This is a genomic window from Streptomyces narbonensis, from assembly GCF_014649015.1.
Lineage (GTDB): Bacteria > Actinomycetota > Actinomycetes > Streptomycetales > Streptomycetaceae > Streptomyces > Streptomyces narbonensis.
Genome location: NZ_BMSF01000002.1, coordinates 290,886 through 311,002, shown reverse-complemented (window position 1 = coordinate 311,002; position 20,117 = coordinate 290,886). Strand labels below are relative to the sequence as shown.

Genomic DNA, 20,117 nt, shown 5'->3' with positions numbered 1-20,117 from the left:
AATACCCCCCGGGGGTATATTGTTGTGATCATCGTCCAGAGCGGACGACGCCACGGCGCATCACGCAGGGAGCACGCCATGAACAACCACACCAGCCATGACAGCCACGGTGCCCACGGCGGCCACGGTGCCCACGGCGCCCACGGCGGAGGCCGGCCCGGCGGCCTGGCGGTCTCGGCGGACGGGTACACCCTCGAAGTCGACAGCACGATCCTCGCCGCCGGCCCGCGGCGGCACGTCGGCTTCCGGGTGATCGGGCCCGACGGGCAGCCGGTGACCGAGTTCGTCGCCGAGCACGAGAAGGACCTGCACTTCATCGCCGTCCGCCGGGACACGGCCGGGTTCCAGCACGTGCACCCGGTGCGGGACGAGAAGGGCGACTGGAGCACCGAGCTGGACCTGGAACCCGGGGACTGGCGGCTCTTCACCGACATCCACCCGGCCGGCCACGACGGAACCCTGACGCTGGGGATCGACGTCGCGGTCGCCGGACCGTACGACCCGCGACCGCTCCCCGAGGCGACCCGTACCGCGCGGATCGGCGAGTACGGCGTCGCCCTCGACGGCCAGCTCGTGCCCGGCGAAGCGAGCGAGCTGACCCTCACTGTCAGCCGGAACGACCGGCCCGTCACCGACCTGGAGCCCTACCTGGCCGCCTACGGACACCTCGTGGCCCTGCGCGTCGGCGACCTGGGCTACCTCCACGTCCACCCCGAGGGCCACCCGGGCGACGGCACCACCGCACCCGGGCCCGGGATCAGCTTCATGGCGGTCGCACCCTCGGCCGGCACCTACCGCCTCTACCTGGACTTCCAGCACGACGGCGTCGTCCGGACCGCCGAGTTCACGGTGCACACCACCGAGGCCGCGCCCGCGCCCGTGCCCGCGCACGGCGACCACCACGCACACCACGCACACCACGCACACCACTGATCCGGCACCGATCCGGCCGAAGGAGCGTCATGAGCTGCCCGACCCGCCCCACACCCGACTCCCCCGCCTGTATGCGCGGGGCGCGGCCCCCGCCCCGGGACCGCGCCTCGCCGCATGGACACGGAAGGAACCCGCCATGCGACTGTTCGGCATCCGCGACTACCGCCATCTGTTCGGCGCCCAGGTCATCGCCCTGTTCGGGACCGGGCTGACCACGGTGGCCCTCGGACTCCTCGCCTACGACCTCGCCGGTCCGCGCGCCGGCGCCGTGCTCAGCACGGCCCTGACCATCAAGATGGTCATGTACGTCGCCATCGCACCCCTGGCCGCCGCGTACGTCGACCGGCTCCCCAGAAGAACCTTCCTCTTCCTCCTCGACGCGATCCGCGGTGCGGTGGTCCTGGCCCTGCCGCTGGTCACCGAGGTCTGGCACATCTACCTGCTGATCGGCCTGCTCCAGGCCGCCTCCGCGGCGTTCACCCCGACCTTCCAGGCCGTCATCCCCGACATCGTGACCGACGAGGCCGACTACACGCGCGCCCTGTCCGCCTCCCAGGTCGCCTCCACCATGGAGAGCCTGCTCAGCCCCGTGCTGGCAGCCGTCGCCCTGACGTTCCTGAGCTTCGACCGGCTGTTCCTGGGCACCTCCGCCGGATTCCTCCTCTCCGCCGCGCTCGTCCTGTCGACCCGTATCCCCGAAGCCCGCCCCAGCGGCCACACCAGGACGTGGGACAAGGCGGCTGCCGGGATCAGGACCTTCCTCGTGACGCCACGACTGCGCGGCGTCATGGCGCTCAACCTCGTGGTCGCGGCGGCCGGATCGATCGTCGTCGTGAACACGGTCAACCACGTCCGTGACGGACTCGGCGGCACGCAGTCGGACGTCGCCTGGATGCTCGCCGCCTCCGGCACCGGCACCCTCCTGACCGCTCTCGTACTGCCCCGCGTCCTCGACCGGGTCCCCGCCCGCACCGTCATGACGACCGGCGCCGGAGTCCTCTCGGGCAGTACGATCGCGGCCGTCACGCTCCACGCGACCGGCCTCCTCACGTGGACCGGCACGGCCATCGTCTGGAGCGTGATCGGCGTCGGCATGGCACTGGTCATCACGCCGACCGGCAAGGTCCTGCGCGCCTCCGTGGCACGGAACGCGATCCCCGAGGCGTTCGCCGCCCAGTTCTCCCTGTCGCACCTGGCCTGGCTGGTCACCTATCCCGTCGCGGGATGGCTCGGCACCACCGCCGGTTTCACCCTGACCTGGTCCGTCCTCGCGGGCCTCGCTGCGGCAGGGGCGATCGGCACCCTCCTCCTGTGGCCGCGCCACGACGGTCGGGGAACCCCGACCGTCGTCACAGCGCCCACCCGGCACGCTCCCCGCACGGACCGGTCCACCCTGGCCAAGGCCGCCTAGGGGGTGTCGTCACATTCCCGTCGTCGCCGCGGGGCAGACGGGAATGTGACGACACCCCCTAGGCACGGGGCGGCGAAGGGTCTGGCGTGCGGGGCCGACGGGACCGGGTAACGTCTTTGTCATGTTCTTCCAGACGCCGATTCACGAGTGAGAGCGTGACGGGCTTCCCACTGCCGTCCCCCATCGATGAATCCGTAGATCACTTCACCATCACCACCGGGAGAACCCGTGACCGACAGCAAGAACATCAACAACCCCGTGGGCCAGGGCGGCGGCCAGCGCAAGAGGCAGTCCCGCGCCGAACGGCAGAACAACGGTCCGCACCGCAACCTCGACCGTCAGGGTGCCGCCGACCGGAAGGCGGAGCTGGTGCGCAAGATGCGGGAGAAGGCACGCGCGGCCGAGGAGGCCGGGCAGGCGAGCGACGATGACGCCGCCGCCTCACAGAGCTGACGGTCACAGGTCCCATTCCTTGACCAGCAGGTCGACCAGGTGCTTCTGCTGGGCCTCCAGGACCTCCGGCGTCCAGTCCTCGTGCCGGAGCACCTGGCTGGTCAGGGCGAAGGGGACCGCACCGCTGCGGCCGGTGAAGTACTTGGCCTTCTTCGCGGTGAAGTCGTAGTTCTGCGCCGCGGAGTTCTTCACGCGGTTGAGGAGGACCAGGTTGCCGAGCCTGTGGGTCCAGTACGCGCGCTGATCCTCGTCGAAGAGGTCCGTCCACCGCGAGCCGGCTTCCGGATTCTGCGGCAGGACGTGCTCGACGGTGATGAGCGGCAGGTCGTACTTCACGCCGTGGGCCTCGGAGAGTATCTCGTCGACACGGAGCAGCACGTACTTGCGGATCTTGCCGACGAGGTACAGCTCACCCTCGAGACGGGCACGGGTGTCGGCCTTCTCGGTCTCCGTCAGTTCGAAGGCGGGCGAGTCCAGGGCCTGTCCCTGGTCGAGCTGACGGAGCAGTTCCGCATAGCGCGTCACGCGCGGGGTGGTGTAGACGCGGCGGACGAACATGCTGGCGGACAGCCGTTCCAACGCCCGGAAGAAGCGGTCGAGCCATTCCGGATCGTGTTCGTGGTTGCGCAGAGCCCACAGCGCGGCGGGACGCCAGTCGTTGTTGTCGGTCTGCTGGAGCCGCTTGAACCAGGCGTTGACCTGCTCCGCGCCCGACGAAGCCTCGTAGCGCGCATCGCGGATCTGCGCGTAGGCCTCGGCGTAGGGGACGACCACGTCGTTGACGAAGACATCGGCCCGGTCCGGCAGGTAGCGGTCGAGCACCTGCTTGGGGAACTCCTTGAGCAGTTCCCGCTCGGCCCGCTTCTTCTCGTAGATCATGCGCAGGTGGAGAAAGAGGTCGGCGAAGTCGTCCCGGCCCAGGGCCTCTTCGGCGTCCTCCCACTTGCGGGCGCAGCTCGCCGACTCCCCCGGGTCGTCCAGGGCCCCGATGATCTGCGACTTGAAGATGTCGGTCGGGGACAGGTCCAGGCCGCGGGAGTTCATCACGCTGAAGATCCGGTGCGCGCTCTCCAGGTCGGGGGTGGAGACCACGACCAGGAAGGTCCGCTCACCGAGCATCCTGACCAGGTCGAGGCGGCGTTCCTCGGACCAGCCCTCCAGTTCACGGTGCAGGGCCGCCGTGTTGTCCCGGACGGCCTTCTGCGCGTCCGTCGCCGGTGCGCTCCTGTCCAGGGTGAGCAGCGTGGCGATGGCGCCGCCGGTCTGGACGTACTTGTGGAAGAAGTCGGCGTCACGCTGCCGATGCCTCAGCCGAGGCTGCGGCTTCCTGCCGAGAATCGGGTCACCGGGCTGGTTGATCAGCTTGTGCAGCGCGTCACGCAGGGCGACTTCGGCCGTCAGGTCACGCAGCACCGACAGCAGGATGGTGAGGGTGGTCAGACGCTGCTGGCCGTCGATGACGTCGCACCTCGGCTGCCCGGTCTCCTTGACCAGAACCAGCGAGCCGAGGAAGTAGGGCTCGCCGGTCCCCCGCTCCAGCGCCTCCGCGAGGTCGGTGAGCAGCTGGACGGCCTGCTCCTCCTGCCAGGCGTAGGGGCGTTGGTAGTCCGGGATCCGGAAGTCGTAATCACTGCTGAAGACCTTATGGAGGGGCATCTCGTGCGCTTCGAGCTTCTGCATGCGGCCATCATGTCGGCCCCGCCCGCTTCCCCGAAAGCGAAGCCTGAAAGCCCTGTGGTAGCTTGCCCGAGCCAGTCGTACCTCTGTACGTATCGACACGGTATGTGCACGGGTCAGGGAATCCGGTGGGAATCCGGAGCTGACGCGCAGCGGTGAGGGTGACGGGCGGAGCATCGGCCACTGGGTCCCGAGGGGCCCGGGAAGGCGTTCCGTCCGGATGACCCCGAGTCCGAAGACCTGCTGGCGGCCCCGGCGTCGTGCAGTGACGCCCGGGGAGCACCGTACGACAGGCTCCGCGCATGAGCCGTGACGCAGAGGATTCCTCCGTGCCCCTCGCACATCCCGTCCGTTCCGCCGTGCTGCTCGTGGCCGGTGCCCTCCTCGCGGCCGGCTGCGGCTCCGGCGGCGCGGCACCCGCCGGACCCGCGGCGAAGGGGGCGGCAGCCGGCTACCCCGTACGCCTCGACAACTGCGGGCAGCGGGTCGAGATCGACCGCGCTCCGCGCCGTGCCGTCGCCCTCGACCAGGGTTCGGCCGAGATCATGCTGTCGCTCGGCCTGGCCGACCGCATGGTGGGGACCGCCACCTGGACGGACCCGGTCCTCAAGGGGCTGGAGAAGGCGAACGCCAAAGTCCCCCGACTCGCCGACCGCTACCCGTCGTTCGAGAAGGTGCTCGACACGGAGCCCGACTTCGTCAGCGCCTCGTTCCTCTACACCCTGGGCAAGGGCGGCGTGGCGCCCCGCGAGCAGTTCGCGAAGCTCGGCGTCCCCACCTACCTCTCCCCCACCGACTGCGTCGGCAAGGACAACAGCGGTGACGGCGACGGTGTCCGCACCCGGCCGCTGACCATGGACACCGTGTACGGCGAGATCCGTGACCTGGCCCGGGTGTTCGGCGTGCCGGAGCGCGGCGAGAAGCTCGTCGGAGAGCTCCGCGCCCGGGTGGAGAAGGCCAAGGCCGGCGCCGACTTCGGTGACGCCTCCGTCCTGTACTGGTTCTCCGACTCGCAGGGGCCGTACATGGCCGGGTGCTGCGGCGCACCGGGGATCGTCAGCGGGACGCTCGGTGTGAAGAACGTCTTCGACGACACGAAGGAGGAGTGGCCGCAGATCAATTGGGAGACCGTCGCCGACCGCGACCCCGACGTGCTGGTGATCGCCGACCTGACCCGTAAGGCGCAGTCGGCCGAGAGCGCCGCGAAGAAGATCGAGTTCCTGGAGTCCCACCCCGTCACGCGGAACATGACGGCGGTGAAAGGCAAGCGGTACGTGATCCTCAGCGGCCAGGCCATGAACCCGACCGTCCGGACGGTCGAAGGCATCGAGAAGGTCGCCGCGGCCCTGCGGACGTACGGGCTCGCGAAGTGACGCTGTCCGGCACGGCCGCCGCCCGTGCCGGTGCCGGCGGGGTCGTCAAGGTCGTCGGAGTCGGGGCCGTCGGGGTCGTCGTCCTGTGCGTCTCCGTCGCGGCCGCCGTCACCTTCGGGCCGGCCGACATCCGCGTCGCCGACGCCTGGTCCGCCGTCGCCTCCCACCTCGGAGGGAAGCCGTCGGAGCTGAGTCCGATCCGCGACGGCATCATCTGGAACCTGCGGCTGCCCCGCACCCTCCTCGCGGCCGTGTGCGGCGCCGGGCTCGCCGTCTGCGGCGCGGTGATGCAGTCCCTCCTGCGCAATCCGCTCGCCGACCCGTTCGTCCTCGGCGTCTCCTCCGGCGCCTCGACCGGCGCCGTCGCGGTCGTCGTGCTCGGCGTCGGCGGCGGGGTGGTGTCCGTCACCGGCGGCGCGTTCCTCGGCGCGCTCAGCTCCTTCGCCCTGGTCCTGCTGCTCAGTCACACGCTGGGCGGGTCGACGGACCGCGTCGTCCTGGCGGGGGTGGCGGCGATGCAGCTCTTCTCCGCCCTCACCTCGTTCGTGGTGATGACCGCCGCCGACGCCGAGACCACCCGCGGCATCCTCTTCTGGCTGCTCGGCTCGCTGTCCGGCGCCGGCTGGACCGACGTCGGCGTGTGCGCCGCCGTCCTGGCCGGGGCGCTGCTGGTGTGCGGCGGACACGCCCGTACGCTCGACGCCTTCGCCTTCGGCGAGGACGCGGCGGCGACGCTAGGCGTCTCCGTGGCCCGGACCCGGCTCGTACTCCTCTCGGTCACCGCCCTGCTCACCGCCGTCCTGGTGTCCGCAGCGGGCGCGATCGGCTTCGTCGGCCTGGTCCTGCCACACGCGGTACGGGCCCTCGCGGGCCCCGGTCACGCCCGGCTGCTGCCGCTGACCGCACTGGCCGGCGCGGTGTTCCTGGTGTGGGCCGACACCCTCGCCCGTACCGTGCTCGATCCGCAGGAGGTGCCGGTCGGTGTGGTGACGTCGATCATCGGCGTCCCCGCGTTCGTCCTCGTCCTGTACCGGACCCGAAGCAACCGGAGCACTCGGTGACCTCCACTCCGACGCGATCCGCCGGCTCCACGGGCCTGCGGGCCGAGCGCGTCTCCCGTACGGCCGGCGGCGCCCTCGTCCTGGACGGCGTGACCATCGCGCCGCGCCCCGGCACGCTCACCGGGCTGCTGGGCCCGAACGGCTCGGGGAAGTCCACCCTCCTGCGCGTCCTGGCGGGCGTCCTCGTGCCCGACGCCGGGGTCGTGACCCTGGACGGCGACCCGCTGGGCGCCGTCCCGCGCCGCACGCTCGCCCGGCGCGTCGCCGTCGTCGAGCAGCACGCCGAGACCCAGGTCGACCTCACCGTGGCCGATGCCGTACGCCTCGGCCGCATCCCGCACCGCCGGGCGTGGGCGCCCGCGACGGCCGCCGACGAGGCCGCCGTACGGTCCGCGCTCGCCCGCACCGGCCTGGCCGACCGGGCGCGGCGGAGCTGGCGGACCCTCTCCGGCGGGGAGCGCCAGCGTGTCCAGATCGCCCGCGCGCTCGCCCAGGAGCCGCGCGAGCTGCTGCTCGACGAACCGACCAACCACCTCGACATCCAGCACCAGTTGGACCTGCTGGGCCTGGTCGCCGGGCTGGATCTCACCTGTGTGGTGGCGCTGCACGACCTCAACCTCGCGGCGATGTACTGCGATCACGTGGTCGTCCTGCGCGAGGGCGTCGTGGTGGCCGCCGGACCGGTCGAGGAGGTCCTCACCGCGCGGCTCATCGCGGACGTGTACGGCGTCCGGGCCTCCGTGACCCGCCCCGAACCGGACGGCCGCCCCCACATCCGCTTCCTCGGCACGGCGCACGAGGAGTGATCCCGGACACCACTGGCCCGCCCGTCGGCGCGTCTCGTTCCGCGGCTCGTTCCACGCCTCGCCCGCAGTCGCCACGGTCAGGCAGGAAGGGGAGAGGGTCGTAGGCGGCTACGGCGCCCTGATCAAGGCCGTTCCGGAGAGGTCAAGGTCACAGTCGATCACTCTGCTGTCGCTCAAGGGCCTTCACCTAGCATCCGAGGCATGACTGTGCTGCCTGACGATGGCCTTTCCCTGGCCGCCGAGTTCCCCGCAGCGACCCACGACCAGTGGCGTCGCCTCGTCGCGGGCGTGCTGAGCAGGTCGGGCAAGGACGTGCCGGACGCCGAGGCCGAGGACGCCCTGTCCACCGCCCTCGAGGACGGCCTGCGCGCCCGCCCCCTGTACACGGCCGCCGACGGCGCCCCCGATCCCGGCCTTCCCGGCTTCGCCCCGTTCGTACGCGGCGGAAGGCCGGAGGGCAACACCGCGAGCGGCTGGGACGTGCGCCAGCGGCACGTGGCCGCCGATCCCGAGGCGGTCCTCACCGACCTGGAGAACGGCGTCACGTCGCTCTGGCTGGCCGTCGGGCCGACCGGTGTGCCGGTGTCCGAGCTCGACCGGGTCCTCCAGGGCGTCTACCTCGACCTGGCCCCGGTCGCCCTCGACGCCGGACCGGAGACCTCGGCCGCCGCGGACGAGCTGTTCGCGATCTACGAGCGTCGCGGCGTGGCTCCCGAGGCCGCCGCCGGCAACCTCGGCGCCGACCCGCTCGGCACCGAGGCCCGGACCGGCCGGGCCTACGACGGCGACGGCTTCCCCGGAACCGTCGCTCTGGCGCGGCGCTGCGCGGAGACCTACCCGCAGGTGCGGGCCGTGACCGTGGACGCCCTGCCGTACCACGAGGCCGGAGGCTCCACCGCGCAGGAGCTCGGCTGTGCGCTCGCCGGCGGTGTCGCCTACCTGCGGGCACTCACCGAGGACGGCCTGACCGTCGAACAGGCCCTCGGCCAGCTGGAGTTCCGCTACGCGGCCACCGCCGACCAGTTCCTGACCATCGCCAAGCTCCGCGCCGCCCGCCGACTGTGGGCGCGGGTCGCGGAGGCCTGCGGCGCGCCGGCGGCCGGTGCGCAGCGCCAGCACGCGGTGACGTCCTCGGTCATGATGACCGGCCGCGACCCGTGGGTGAACATGCTGCGGACGACGATCGCCACGCTGGCGGCCGGCGTCGGCGGTGCCGACTCGGTCAGCGTGCTCCCCTTCGACCACGCGCTGGGCCTGCCGGACGCCTTCTCCCGGCGCATCGCCCGGAACACCTCGACGATCCTCATCGAGGAGTCCCACCTGTCCCGGGTGATCGACCCGGCCGGCGGCTCCTGGTATGTGGAGTCGCTGACCGACGAACTCGCCCAGGCGGCCTGGGAGTTCTTCCAGGAGATCGAGCGTGCGGGAGGCCTGGCGGCCGCCCTGCGCTCGGGCCTGGTGGGCCGGGAGCTCGCCGCCAACTGGGCGGAGCGCAGCAAGCGGCTCGCCAAGCGGCGCGAGCCCGTCACCGGTGTCAGCGAGTTCCCGCACCTGGCGGAGAAGCCCGTGGTGCGCGAGCCGGCGCCCGCCGCGCCGGGCGGCGGCCTGCCGCGCGTCCGACGCGACGAGGCGTACGAGGCGCTGCGTGCCCGTTCCGACGCCCACCTCGCCGCGACGGGTGCCCGGCCGCGCGTCTACCTGGCGGCCCTCGGGCCCGCCGCCGCGCACACGGCCCGTCTCACCTTCACCGCGAACCTCCTCCAGGCGGGCGGCATCGAGCCCGTCACCGAGGGGTCGTTCGAGGAGAGCGGCGCCACCGAGGCCTGTCTCTGCTCCAGCGACGCCCTGTACGAGGAGCAGGCCGAGTCCGCCGCCGCCGCTCTCCGGGAGTCCGGGGCCGGGCACGTGGCGCTGGCCGGCCGGCCCGGTTCGTACGCCGGTGTCGACACGTACGTCTTCGCGGGGTGCGACGCGGTCGCCGTGCTCACCGCCGCCCTCGACCGCATGGGAGTGTCCTGATGGGTATGGGAGTCCCGGACTTCACCGGGATCGATCTGGGGTCGCCGTCCGCCGCCGGCAGCACCGAGGAGTGGCGCGCCGCCGCCAAGCGGGCCTCCGACGGGGACGGCTCGCTCTGGGAGACGCCCGAGGGCATCGCGGTCCAGCCGCTGTACACCGGGCACGACCTGGAGGACGTCGACTTCCTCGGCACCTTCCCGGGCACGGCGCCGTACCTGCGCGGCCCGTACCCGACGATGTACGTCAACCAGCCGTGGACGATCCGCCAGTACGCGGGCTTCTCGACCGCCGAGGAGTCCAACGCCTTCTACCGGCGGAACCTGGCGGCGGGCCAGAAGGGCCTCTCGGTCGCCTTCGACCTGCCGACGCACCGCGGTTACGACAGCGACCACCCGCGCGTCACCGGCGACGTCGGCATGGCGGGCGTCGCCATCGACTCGATCTACGACATGCGGCAGCTCTTCGACGGCATCCCGCTGGACAAGATGTCGGTGTCGATGACGATGAACGGCGCGGTGCTGCCCGTCCTCGCGCTGTACATCGTCGCGGCCGAGGAGCAGGGGGTGTCAGCGGAGAAGCTCACGGGGACCATCCAGAACGACATCCTCAAGGAGTTCATGGTCCGCAACACCTACATCTACCCGCCGAAGCCGTCGATGCGGATCATCTCCGACATCTTCGCCTTCACCTCGCAGAACATGCCGCGGTACAACTCCATCTCGATCTCCGGCTATCACATCCAGGAGGCGGGGGCGACGGCCGACCTGGAGCTGGCGTACACGCTGGCGGACGGGGTCGAGTACATCCGGGCGGGCCGCGAGGCCGGCCTGGACGTGGACGCGTTCGCGCCGCGCCTGTCGTTCTTCTGGGCGATCGGCATGAACTTCTTCATGGAGGTGGCCAAGCTGCGCGCGGCCCGCCTCCTGTGGGCCAAGCTGGTCAAGGAGTTCGACCCTAAGAACTCCAAGTCCCTCTCACTGCGCACCCATTCGCAGACCTCCGGCTGGTCGCTGACCGCGCAGGACGTCTTCAACAACGTCACCCGCACCTGCGTGGAGGCGATGGCCGCCACCCAGGGCCACACGCAGTCGCTGCACACCAACGCACTCGACGAGGCGCTGGCGCTGCCGACCGACTTCTCGGCGCGCATCGCCCGCAACACCCAGCTGCTGATCCAGCAGGAGTCGGGGACGACCCGGGTCATCGACCCGTGGGGCGGCAGCGCGTACGTGGAGCGGCTGACGTACGACCTGGCCCGCCGTGCCTGGCAGCACATCCAGGAGGTCGAGGCGGCCGGCGGCATGGCGAAGGCCATCGACGCGGGCATCCCGAAGCTCCGCATCGAGGAGGCCGCCGCCCGCACGCAGGCGCGGATCGACTCGGGGCGCCAGCCGGTCATCGGCGTGAACAAGTACCGGGTCGACGGGGACGAGCAGATCGACGTCCTCAAGGTCGACAACTCCTCCGTCCGGGCCCAGCAGATCGAGAAGCTGCGGCGCCTGCGCGCGGAGCGCGACGAGCGGGCCTGCCAGGACGCGCTCGACGACCTGACCCGGGCCGCCGGCGGCGAGGGGAACCTCCTGGAGCTGGCCGTCCGCGCGGCGCGCGCCAAGGCGACGGTCGGCGAGATCTCCGACGCCCTGGAGAAGGTGTACGGGCGGCACGCGGGCCAGATCCGTACGATCTCCGGCGTGTACCGCAACGAGGCAGGAGAGTCCCCGACCGTGGACCGCACGCGCGCGCTCGTCGACGCCTTCGAGGAGGCCGAGGGGCGGCGCCCCCGCATCCTGGTCGCCAAGATGGGCCAGGACGGGCACGACCGAGGCCAGAAGGTGATCTCCACCGCCTTCGCCGACCTGGGCTTCGACGTCGACGTCGGCCCCCTCTTCCAGACCCCGGGCGAGGTGGCTCGGCAGGCCGTCGAGGCGGACGTCCACATCGTGGGCGTCTCGTCGCTGGCGGCCGGTCACCTCACGCTCGTCCCGGCGCTCCGGGAGGAGCTCGCCGCCGAGGGCCGGGAGGACATCATGATCGTGGTCGGCGGGGTCATCCCGCCCCAGGACGTGCCGACGCTCCTCGACATGGGTGCCGCCGCCGTCTTCCCGCCGGGCACGGTGATCCCGGACGCGGCCGCGGACCTCGTGCGCCGGCTCGCCTCCGACCTGGGACACGATCTCTGATCCCATGGCCATCGACATCGAGACGTACGCGAAGGGCGTACGTGAGGGGAAGCGCGCCCTCGTGGCGCGCGCCATCACTCTCGTGGAGTCCACCAGGCCCGATCACCGGGCGCTCGCCCAGGAGTTGCTCACCCGGCTGCTGCCGCACAGCGGCCGGGCGCGGCGGATCGGTATCAGCGGCGTGCCCGGCGTCGGGAAGTCGACCTTCATCGACGCCTTCGGCACGATGCTCACGGGCCTCGGCCACCGGGTCGCCGTCCTCGCCGTCGACCCGTCCTCGACGCGGACCGGCGGCTCGATCCTGGGCGACAAGACGCGGATGGAGCGGCTCGCGGTGGATCCCGCGGCCTTCATCCGCCCCTCCCCCAGCGCGGGCACCCTCGGCGGCGTCGCCAAGGCGACGCGGGAGTCGATGGTGGTCATGGAGGCCGCCGGCTACGACGTGATCCTGGTCGAGACCGTCGGTGTCGGTCAGTCGGAGACGGCCGTGGCGAACATGGTCGACTCCTTCCTGCTGCTGTCGCTGGCGCGGACCGGCGACCAGCTGCAGGGCATCAAGAAGGGTGTCCTGGAGCTGGCGGACGTCGTGGCCGTGAACAAGGCGGACGGTCCGCACGCGAACGACGCCCGCGCCGCCGCCAGGGAACTGGCCGGCGCGCTGCGGCTGATGCACGGCCGGGAGGCGGTGTGGACCCCGCCGGTCCTCAGCTGCAGCGCGCGGGAGTCGAGCGGCCTGGACGAGGTCTGGGAGCGTCTCGAGAACCACCGCTCGATCCTCGATGCCGCGGGCCGTCTCGACGCCCGGCGCCGGGACCAGCAGGTGGACTGGGCCTGGACGATGGTCAAGGACGAGCTGCTGGGCCGGCTGAACTCCCATCCGGCGGTACGGGCGCTGGCCCCGGACGTCGAGCGGCTGGTCAGGAACGGCGAGCTGACCGCGACGCTCGCGGCGGAGCGCATCCTCGGAGCCTTCGGGGAGCGGACCGACTGAGACACCCCGTCTCACCTGCCCCGGGGGTCAGCACCTTCGGGGCCGGGTCCGGACGGGGCTCGCCCCTAGGGAGTGTCTTGTCGATCAGGCCGGATCAGGGAGCGGCGTCCGGTGCGGTGCATCGCAAGGCGCCGGAGCGACTTGATAGCGGAGCTATTCAGGCGTTTCGGCAACGCGGCGAGGTGCCGTGCCGGACGCCGCGAGCCCGGCATGATCGGCAAGACACTCCCTAGGGACGTGAGGGTCACTGCCGCGGAACGGCGATGCCGGCCGCGCGCAGTTTCGCCTCGATCAGCGCGTTCAGCCGGGCGATGGCCGGTGCCTGGTCCTCCCGGTGGTGATTGACCATTCCGTACCGGGAGGCCGCGTCGGGCCGGTTCCGGAATCCGGCAGGCATCGCCAGCAGCCCGCGGTCGGCCAGCAGCTTGTCGGCCAGCGCGGCCGCCAGCTCCTCGATCCGTGGGTCGTCCGGGTCCCAGGACCTCGCGGCCCAGCCGCGCTTGGTCAACTCGACGGACTCGGGGTCGTCGAGCGCACGGCAGAGCCGGGTCAGGAAGCTGTCGAAGATCTCCGGGACCAGCGCCCTGGTCAGCACCAGGGCCTCCCGCTGACCGGCCACGTAGTCCGGGCCGAAGCCGAGTTCGGCGAGCCGGTCCAGGACCGCGCAGGCCCGGTCGGGCAGCAGGGCCCGGTCCCCGTGGTCGAGACGGTGCAGCCTGTCGCGGCGCGCGATCAGCTCGTCGATCCGTTCGGTGAGCCGGCCGTGGACCTCGTCCAGGGTGGCGGCGAACGTCTCGGGACCGGCGTCGAGCAGGTCGCCGATCTCGGCCAGCGGCACACCGGCCGCGGCCAGGGTCCGGACCTGGACCAGCCGGAACAGCTCGCCCGATCGGTAGCGGCGGTAGCCGGAGCGGTCGCGTTCCGGCTCGGCGACCAGACCGAGCCGGTGATAGTGCCGCACGGTCTTGATCGTGACACCGACGAACGCCGCCGTCTGACCGATCGTGAGCCCGTCTCCCATCGGCTCGGCACATCCTCCAGGTCGTGGGCGGCCGCTGTCTCGTGGACCGCCTCGGCGACGGCCGGGAAGTCCGGACGATCACCGGCCGAGGATAACGCGCACCGGTTCCCGCCCGGCCGGTCCCTCTTGATCGCGACGAGTTGATCGCTCCGAGGTGATCCCGAAGAGGTGATCTCGACGAGGTGATGACGAGGTGATCTCCACGAGGGGTTGACCTTGACCTTGGGTCAAGGCTGGAGGCTCTTCACATGGCCGCTCGAAGGGCCAGGCGGCCGGCAGGGCTGCCGTGCGAACCCACACGGTGAACAGGAGATTCCTCATGGGAACGAGCAACAACGGCTTCTCGGACGCGGGGCTGCGCCGACTGCGCGAGGTGCTCGCGCAGCACGTCGAGTCCCGGAAGATCCCCGGCCTCGTCGCCCTGGTCAGCCGCGGCGGCCGGACGCACGTCGAGGCGATCGGGACGACGCGTCACGACGGCGGCGCGCCGATGCGCCGGGACACGATCTTCCGGATGGCGTCCACCTCCAAGCCGGTCACGATGGCGGCGGCGATGATCCTGCTCGACGAGTGCCGGCTGCGGCTGGACGACCCGGTGGATCCGTGGCTGCCCGAACTCGCCGACCGGCAGGTGCTGAGGCGGCCCGACGGGCCGCTGGACGACACCGTGCCGGCACTGCGGCCGATCACCGTACGGGACCTGCTCACCTCCACGTTCGGGCTCGGAGTCGACTTCGAGTCGATGGCCTCCCCGATCAGGGCCGCTGCCTTCGAGCGACTCGACTACAGCGTGGCCTCCGGGCCGGCGCCCGAGCCGGACGAGTGGATGCGCCGCCTCGGCGAGCTGCCGCTGCAGTACCAGCCCGGCGTGCGGTGGCAGTACGACCTCAGCAACGAGGTGGTCGGTGTGCTCGTGTCCCGGGTCACGGGCATGTCGCTGGAGGCGTTCCTGCGCGAACGCGTCCTCGACCCGCTGGGGATGAAGGACACCGCCTTCCACGTGCCCGCCGACAGGATCGACCGGCTGCCGCCCCTGTACGGCCCCGACCCGCAGAGCGGCGAGTTCGTCGTGTGGGACGAGGCGGCGGGGGGAAGGGCGAGCATGCCTCCCGCCTTCCAGGGAGCCGGCGGCGGGCTGGTCTCCACGGTCGACGACTATCACGCCTACTTCCGGATGCTGCTGAACCACGGAATGCACGGGAACGAGCGGATCCTGTCGCGGGCCGCCGTCGAGCTGATGACCACCAACCGGCTCTCGACCGGACAACTGGCGGCCCGAGAAGCCATGTTCGGCGACATCGCCCACCTGTCGTCCGGTCAGGGGTCGCACGGCGGCTGGGGCTTCGGGATGGCGGTGCGCACCCGGCGCGCCGACTACGCGCCCGTCGGCCAGTTCGGCTGGTTCGGCGGCACCGGCACCACCGCCTACGCGGACAGGACCAACCAGCTCACCGGCGTCCTGCTCACCCAGGTCGGACTGTCCACCCCGGATTCGCCGCGTGTCATGAGCGACTTCTGGACCACGCTCTACCAGGCCGTCGACTGAGAACGGGCCCGACCATCGCCCGGGAGCCCGGGAGCCCGGGAGCCCGGAGGCCCGGGAGCCCGGGAGCCCGGGAGCCCGGAGGCCCGGGACCCCGGCCGGAGGCCGCACGGCGGGTCACTCCGTCCAGTACCGCTCAAGGGCTCCCTCCCGGTACGGCGCGGGGCTCACGCTGAGCTCGCCGGCGAACGGGCGGTCGAGGACGAAGACCAGGAGCAGACTGAAGCCGATGAGGGCGGCGACGGAGGCGACGAAGAGGATCTGGATCCGCAGCTTGCGCATGCCGTAGAGGAAGGTGAGCGGGATCAGGACGAGCGCTCCGCCGAAGGCCAGCACCTGGAGCAGCGGCGGGAGTTCCTGCTCGGCCATGGTGATCCGGGCCCGGCGCTGGGAGGCGACGTCGTTGAGGTGGCTGACGGCCTCCTCGTAGAAGACCTCCTCGCGGGCGGTCTTCGGCTCGTACGCCTGGAGCACCTCGAAGACGGTCTGGAACCGTCCCGCCGTGGCCCCGTGGCTCGGCTGCCCCTCACGCATCAGCGGCCACTGGTCCTCCACGACCGCGTGGACGTAGGCACTCAGGGCGGTGTCGAGGCGGGCGCGGACGTCGGGCGGGAAGGCGGCGGCGTCGCGGGCGATGAGGGCCATGTCGGTGGCCTCGGTGGCGACGATGGTCTGTGTGCTCTCCAGCTGCGTCCAGAGGGTGACGATGACGAAGGCGAGGATGATCCCGTAGATCGCGCCGAACATCCCCAGCGTCACGCCGACCATGTCGTTGTGCTCCCCCTCTGCCAGCGAGGGGTATCTGCGGCGGAGCAGCACGCTGCCGACGACGGCCAGGACGACGGTCCCGCCGACCGTGACCACGGCGAGAGTGGTGGTGCTGAAGTGATTGAGCAGCCAGAGCGACATGTGCGGGGAGTGTAGGGACCGGGGGTGCGCGCCGGAGCCGCCCCCGGCGTGGCGGGTGCGCCGGGCGCGCTACCGCCGTGCCGCGTGCGCGCCCGTGATCAGCGGAGGCTCGCCCAGCCCTGCCGTGCGCCGGTGCGCGGGGATTCCACACGCACGAGTGACGGACGGGTGCCCGGTCACCGCACACGGGCCCGGCCGGGGTCACGCCCTGCGGTGCCTGAGGTTGACGGCCCAGGACCTGGCCATGATCACCGGGTTCACGAACCGGAACGGGCCGATCAGGCGGGACGCGAAGAGGTGCATGTGCCGGGCCAGCGACTCGTCGCGCGCCGCCGCCGAGAAGACCAGCCGCTCCATGGGGTTGAACGGGCGGGCCTTGGCGAAGTCGACGGCCAGCTTCTGGTGGCCGGTCAGCCGGCGCCGGTGGCCGCGCCCGTACACCGCGAGCGACTTGTCCAGGTCGCCCGCACCCGTCACGGCCGGGGCGATGGCCTCGGCCGTACTGTCAGGCGCATGATCAACCAATTGAGCCCGGACCAACCTCCTGGGAACGTCAGTTGATCGTCCACTGCTGCAACGCCGAGCCGCTGCCCGGCTGTTGGGTGACGGCGGCGTCATTGGCGGTGGACGCGGTGGTGAGCAGGAGTCCGCTCTTGACGGAGGCGACGGTGTAGGTGCCACTCGCCAGCCGCGTCACGGTCCAGCGCTGGTTGGGGCCACCGGTGCAGTTCCACTGGATGACCTTGGCCCCGGCGCTCGTGGACCCGCCGTCGACGTCAGCGCAGAGACCCGACTCGGCGTTGGCGAGCTGGTAGGAGCCGTCGGCGCCGCGGGTGAAGCGCCAGATCTGGTTGGCGCCGCCGTTCGGGGTCCAGGTGACCAGCTGCGTGCCGGCCGTGGTGCTGTGCCCGGGGTTGTCCAGGGCCTTGCCACCCGCGGTGAGCGTGTGGTCGCCGTCGGCGACCACGACGGGGGCCTGGCCGACGACGGTGAGCGTCAGGGTCTGCTCCCCCGCCGTCCGCGTCCCGCCCACGGCGTTGGCCGTGGTGTTGGTCCAGCTGCGGGTGGGGGTCGTCTCGGCCAGGCGGTTCGCGGTGCCGGACAGGCCGACGACGAGGCCGCTGTAGCGGTTGACCAGACGGTACGTGCCGTTCGGCGAGCCGTCCGTGGGGGAGGTGCCGGGGATCACGAACCACTGCTGCCCCACGGTGGGACCGCCCGCCGGGGACGGGGTGACCGTCGGCCGGGTGCCCCAGGCGCGGCTGCCCGTGGTGGCGGAGTCGACGCCGAGGAGCTGCCCGGTGGCGGCGTTCGCGATCCGGTGCGACCCGTCCCCGTTGGCGGTGAAGATCCACGATTCCAGGCCGTCTCCGGTGGCCGTCGGTATGGACGTGGTGGCCGAGCCGCCGGCGACCTGGGCGAGGACGCGGCCGCCCGCGGCGGCGATCCGGTACGCCTTGCTCGTGTCGACGGGCGCGGCGGGCGCGGAGGAGTCGACGGTGAGGTTGACGTACTCGCTGGAGGATCCGCCGGAGCAGCCGAAGGAGCAGTAGGAGCGGAAGTTCCTGCCGACGATCCCGGAGCCGGTCTTGTTCACGCTGTCGAGGAACCAGCGGTACCAGGACGCGTTCCGGTAGCTGCCCGTGTCGCCGAGACGGAACCACTTCTGGGTGGTGAGGTCGTCGGTGGCGTAGATCTCCTGGGGCGCGTTGCCGCTCTGGTCGACGGCCTGCGGCTCGCCGATGTACAGCCCCAGGTGGGCGTTGTAGGTGATGTCCATGACGAACAGGGGCGAGGTGGGGGGCATCTTGCCCGCCGCGACCTGCTGGCTCACGGTGCCGGAGTTCGCCGGGTCGTACTCGGCGCCGGCGGGGGTGTGGCCGGTCGTGTCGGAAGCCGTCACCGGTGTCATGTTGCTCTCGCGACCGCCGACTCCGGGCTCGGTCCAGGCTCCGTCGTACCACTTCCTCCAGGAACCGGGCGCCATCTTCCCGGAGATGGGGGCGCGTGCCACGTGTGCGTGGAAGGCCTTCCAGCCGCCGCCCTTCTCCACGATCCGCGAGCCGTAGAAGGCGTAGAAGTACCCGGAGGCGGTGTCGACGAACAGGCGCTGGTCGCCGTCACCGTAGTGGTACGTCTGCTGCGGGAAGGCCGCCGTGTCGCCCCGGCGGGTGCTGAACTGGGAGGTGATGACGTGGTCCTTGATGGCCCACGTCCTGCCCTGGTCGGTGGAGACCGCGTAGTCGATCCCGTCGAAGTGGACGCCGTCACCGAAGGGTTGCGGGGTGAACTCGTTGTGCACGAGGCCGTACCAGTCACCGGTGTCCGGGTCGACCCACACTCCGGCCAGGTCGCAGAAGTTCCGTTGGGAGTAGGACGATCCGGCCGGCGCGTGGGTGGACTCCAGGCCGGTCGGGCTGTTGTTGCACCGCCATGTCGTGTCGTTGTTGCGGTCGTTGGTGTTCGCCGGGTTCACGGCGTCGCTGACGGCACTCGACCGGACGGCGGTGTCGAAGTTCGTCCCGGTGAAGAAGTTCCACCTGCGCTGCTGCGTCGATCCGTAGAGCGCGTGGGCCTGCTGGAAGTAGAAGGTGCCGTCCTTGTCGATGTAGGTGGAGGCCGGGGTGTCGTCGGGCTGGGACCACGCCCCCTTCGCACCGACGGTGACGGTGTACGTCTCGGCTGTCGCGGACGCGGACGTCGGCGCCTTTGCGGGTGCCGGTACGGGGGCGGGCGCTGTCGCTTCGGCACCGCTCGCGGTCACCGCGAGGGTGACGGCGGCGACGACCGTACCGATCAGACTTCTTCGAGGAGTTGGCATGGGGGGACTCCTGACTGGTCTCCGTGCGCGCCTTCGAGGCGGCTGGATACACAGAAGCGCGCCGCACGGGCCGTGCACATGGACGCCCGCCCGCGGCGCTTGGACTTTGTGCGCGGCGCGACGGCGTCGGGTCAGGAGGGAGGGAGGGAGAAGCAGACGGACGGACACACAGACAGACGGGCAGGGCGGGCGGAAGACAGGAGGCTACGGCCGCCGCAGCCGGGCCAGCTCCACCTCGACGGCCTCCGCCATGAGGGTGCGCGCGTGGTCGATCGTGATGCCGCCGCTCAGCCAGCGCATGCTCAGACCCTCCAGCAGGGCCGTGAGCCGCTCGGCGGACGCGGTGAGCCCGACCGCCGGCGCCAGGGGCTGCACCTGGCCGAGGAGTGCGGCCACCTCCTGCACCCACACCAGGGTCGCCCGCGCGAGGTCCTCGCGCAGGACCGGGTCGAAGACGGCGCTCGCGCGCAGTTCGCCCCAGGCCGTGCTGTTCTCCCGCACCTCGGGCGTGTCCTGGAGCTCCAGGATCAGCACCTGGTCGAGCTCCTCGCGGGGGCTCAGCGGCTCCGCGGCCTCGTCCTGCGCCGCGGTGTACCGCTCGGCGCGGCTGTTGATGAACTCCAGCGTGTGGCGCAGGATGCCGGTGCGGTCCTTGAAGTGGTAGTAGATCAGACCGGTGGAGACCCCGGCCTCTTCGGCGAGTTCCTCCACGCGGAGCCCGCGGACCCCGCGCCGGGCGATCACCCGGGCGGCCGCTTCCAGGATCTGAGTACTACGAGATGCCATGTCACGAACCCTATCCGGACCGCCGGGCGGTCCCCTCTCCCGGCCCGTCCCGGCTCGGCTCTCCACCACTCGTCTCGGCACTCCCCCGCTCGTTGGCTCTCCGCCGCTCGTCTCGGCACTCCCCCGCTCGTCG

16 protein-coding genes and 1 riboswitch are annotated in these 20,117 nt (G+C 71.5%); of the genes, 10 read left to right on the top strand and 6 right to left on the bottom strand.

Annotated elements, in window-relative coordinates:
• Window positions 1-78 precede the first annotated feature (78 nt).
• The 3 genes from IE124_RS04975 (at window position 79) to IE124_RS04965 (ending at window position 2,797) form a co-directional block, all read left to right on the top strand.
• On the top strand, window positions 79-933 hold the full coding sequence (locus tag IE124_RS04975) for a DUF8832 domain-containing protein (RefSeq protein ID WP_189505176.1): 855 nt from the start codon (window positions 79-81) through the stop codon (window positions 931-933).
• Between the two features lie 136 nt (window positions 934-1,069).
• A complete protein-coding gene (locus IE124_RS04970) occupies window positions 1,070-2,344 on the top strand; it encodes an MFS transporter (RefSeq protein ID WP_189505175.1) in 1,275 nt (424 codons plus the stop codon).
• 228 nt (window positions 2,345-2,572) lie between these two features.
• The gene (locus tag IE124_RS04965) at window positions 2,573-2,797 is read left to right on the top strand and encodes a DUF6243 family protein (RefSeq protein ID WP_189505174.1); all 225 of its coding nucleotides are present in this window, start codon (window positions 2,573-2,575) and stop codon (window positions 2,795-2,797) included.
• Window positions 2,798-2,800: 3 nt separating this feature from the next.
• On the opposite strand, the gene IE124_RS04960 is transcribed toward IE124_RS04965, so the two are convergent.
• Complete coding sequence (locus tag IE124_RS04960) at window positions 2,801-4,477, bottom strand: DUF262 domain-containing protein (RefSeq protein WP_189505173.1); 1,677 nt, start codon at window positions 4,475-4,477, stop codon at window positions 2,801-2,803.
• Window positions 4,478-4,547: 70 nt separating this feature from the next.
• Window positions 4,548-4,722, top strand: a riboswitch (cobalamin riboswitch).
• Window positions 4,723-4,776: 54 nt separating this feature from the next.
• On the opposite strand from IE124_RS04960, the gene IE124_RS04955 reads away from it, so the two are divergent.
• From IE124_RS04955 to meaB, 6 genes are all read left to right on the top strand, one after another.
• Window positions 4,777-5,847 (top strand): ABC transporter substrate-binding protein, encoded by a 1,071-nt coding sequence (locus tag IE124_RS04955; RefSeq protein WP_189505172.1) that lies wholly within the window; start codon window positions 4,777-4,779, stop codon window positions 5,845-5,847.
• A gap of 83 nt (window positions 5,848-5,930) precedes the next feature.
• Window positions 5,931-6,908, top strand: coding sequence for a FecCD family ABC transporter permease (locus IE124_RS04950; protein WP_229832194.1), 978 nt, complete (start codon window positions 5,931-5,933; stop codon window positions 6,906-6,908).
• Window positions 6,905-7,714: an ABC transporter ATP-binding protein gene (locus IE124_RS04945; RefSeq protein ID WP_189505171.1), complete on the top strand. Its 810-nt coding sequence runs from the start codon at window positions 6,905-6,907 to the stop codon at window positions 7,712-7,714. The genes IE124_RS04950 and IE124_RS04945 overlap by 4 nt, the downstream gene beginning before the upstream one ends.
• A 201-nt stretch (window positions 7,715-7,915) precedes the next feature.
• A complete protein-coding gene (locus tag IE124_RS04940; protein ID WP_189505170.1) occupies window positions 7,916-9,733 on the top strand; it encodes a methylmalonyl-CoA mutase family protein in 1,818 nt (605 codons plus the stop codon).
• A gap of 5 nt (window positions 9,734-9,738) precedes the next feature.
• Complete coding sequence (scpA, locus tag IE124_RS04935; RefSeq protein ID WP_189505559.1) at window positions 9,739-11,913, top strand: methylmalonyl-CoA mutase; 2,175 nt, start codon at window positions 9,739-9,741, stop codon at window positions 11,911-11,913.
• Between the two features lie 4 nt (window positions 11,914-11,917).
• Window positions 11,918-12,904, top strand: coding sequence for a methylmalonyl Co-A mutase-associated GTPase MeaB (meaB, locus tag IE124_RS04930; RefSeq protein ID WP_189505168.1), 987 nt, complete (start codon window positions 11,918-11,920; stop codon window positions 12,902-12,904).
• 244 nt (window positions 12,905-13,148) lie between these two features.
• On the opposite strand, the gene IE124_RS04925 is transcribed toward meaB, so the two are convergent.
• Window positions 13,149-13,925 (bottom strand): MerR family transcriptional regulator, encoded by a 777-nt coding sequence (locus IE124_RS04925; protein ID WP_189505166.1) that lies wholly within the window; start codon window positions 13,923-13,925, stop codon window positions 13,149-13,151.
• 319 nt (window positions 13,926-14,244) lie between these two features.
• On the opposite strand from IE124_RS04925, the gene IE124_RS04920 reads away from it, so the two are divergent.
• Window positions 14,245-15,471: a serine hydrolase domain-containing protein gene (locus IE124_RS04920; RefSeq protein ID WP_189505164.1), complete on the top strand. Its 1,227-nt coding sequence runs from the start codon at window positions 14,245-14,247 to the stop codon at window positions 15,469-15,471.
• 114 nt (window positions 15,472-15,585) lie between these two features.
• On the opposite strand, the gene IE124_RS04915 is transcribed toward IE124_RS04920, so the two are convergent.
• The 4 genes from IE124_RS04915 to IE124_RS04900 all read right to left on the bottom strand — a co-directional run bounded on the left by IE124_RS04915 (window position 15,586) and on the right by IE124_RS04900 (window position 19,984).
• Window positions 15,586-16,377 (bottom strand): bestrophin-like domain, encoded by a 792-nt coding sequence (locus IE124_RS04915; RefSeq protein WP_189505162.1) that lies wholly within the window; start codon window positions 16,375-16,377, stop codon window positions 15,586-15,588.
• Window positions 16,378-16,578: 201 nt separating this feature from the next.
• Window positions 16,579-16,902, bottom strand: coding sequence for a hypothetical protein (locus IE124_RS04910; protein ID WP_229832147.1), 324 nt, complete (start codon window positions 16,900-16,902; stop codon window positions 16,579-16,581).
• A 28-nt stretch (window positions 16,903-16,930) separates the two neighbouring features.
• A complete protein-coding gene (locus IE124_RS04905) occupies window positions 16,931-19,198 on the bottom strand; it encodes an RICIN domain-containing protein (protein WP_189505161.1) in 2,268 nt (755 codons plus the stop codon).
• Between the two features lie 204 nt (window positions 19,199-19,402).
• On the bottom strand, window positions 19,403-19,984 hold the full coding sequence (locus IE124_RS04900; RefSeq protein ID WP_189505160.1) for a TetR/AcrR family transcriptional regulator: 582 nt from the start codon (window positions 19,982-19,984) through the stop codon (window positions 19,403-19,405).
• Window positions 19,985-20,117: the final 133 nt, after the last annotated feature.

What these genes read in the sequence shown, in the direction of transcription:
- IE124_RS04915 (WP_189505162.1), bottom strand. Translation starts at nt 16,377, where the DNA reads ATGTCGCTCTGGCTGCTCAATCACTTCAGCACCACCACTCTCGCCGTG.
- IE124_RS04960 (WP_189505173.1), bottom strand. Translation starts at nt 4,477, where the DNA reads ATGCAGAAGCTCGAAGCGCACGAGATGCCCCTCCATAAGGTCTTCAGC.
- IE124_RS04940 (WP_189505170.1), top strand. Translation starts at nt 7,916, where the DNA reads ATGACTGTGCTGCCTGACGATGGCCTTTCCCTGGCCGCCGAGTTCCCC.
- IE124_RS04970 (WP_189505175.1), top strand. Translation starts at nt 1,070, where the DNA reads ATGCGACTGTTCGGCATCCGCGACTACCGCCATCTGTTCGGCGCCCAG.
- IE124_RS04905 (WP_189505161.1), bottom strand. Translation starts at nt 19,198, where the DNA reads ATGCCAACTCCTCGAAGAAGTCTGATCGGTACGGTCGTCGCCGCCGTC.
- scpA (WP_189505559.1), top strand. Translation starts at nt 9,739, where the DNA reads ATGGGAGTCCCGGACTTCACCGGGATCGATCTGGGGTCGCCGTCCGCC.
- meaB (WP_189505168.1), top strand. Translation starts at nt 11,918, where the DNA reads ATGGCCATCGACATCGAGACGTACGCGAAGGGCGTACGTGAGGGGAAG.
- IE124_RS04900 (WP_189505160.1), bottom strand. Translation starts at nt 19,984, where the DNA reads ATGGCATCTCGTAGTACTCAGATCCTGGAAGCGGCCGCCCGGGTGATC.
- IE124_RS04925 (WP_189505166.1), bottom strand. Translation starts at nt 13,925, where the DNA reads ATGGGAGACGGGCTCACGATCGGTCAGACGGCGGCGTTCGTCGGTGTC.
- IE124_RS04975 (WP_189505176.1), top strand. Translation starts at nt 79, where the DNA reads ATGAACAACCACACCAGCCATGACAGCCACGGTGCCCACGGCGGCCAC.
- IE124_RS04955 (WP_189505172.1), top strand. Translation starts at nt 4,777, where the DNA reads ATGAGCCGTGACGCAGAGGATTCCTCCGTGCCCCTCGCACATCCCGTC.
- IE124_RS04920 (WP_189505164.1), top strand. Translation starts at nt 14,245, where the DNA reads ATGGGAACGAGCAACAACGGCTTCTCGGACGCGGGGCTGCGCCGACTG.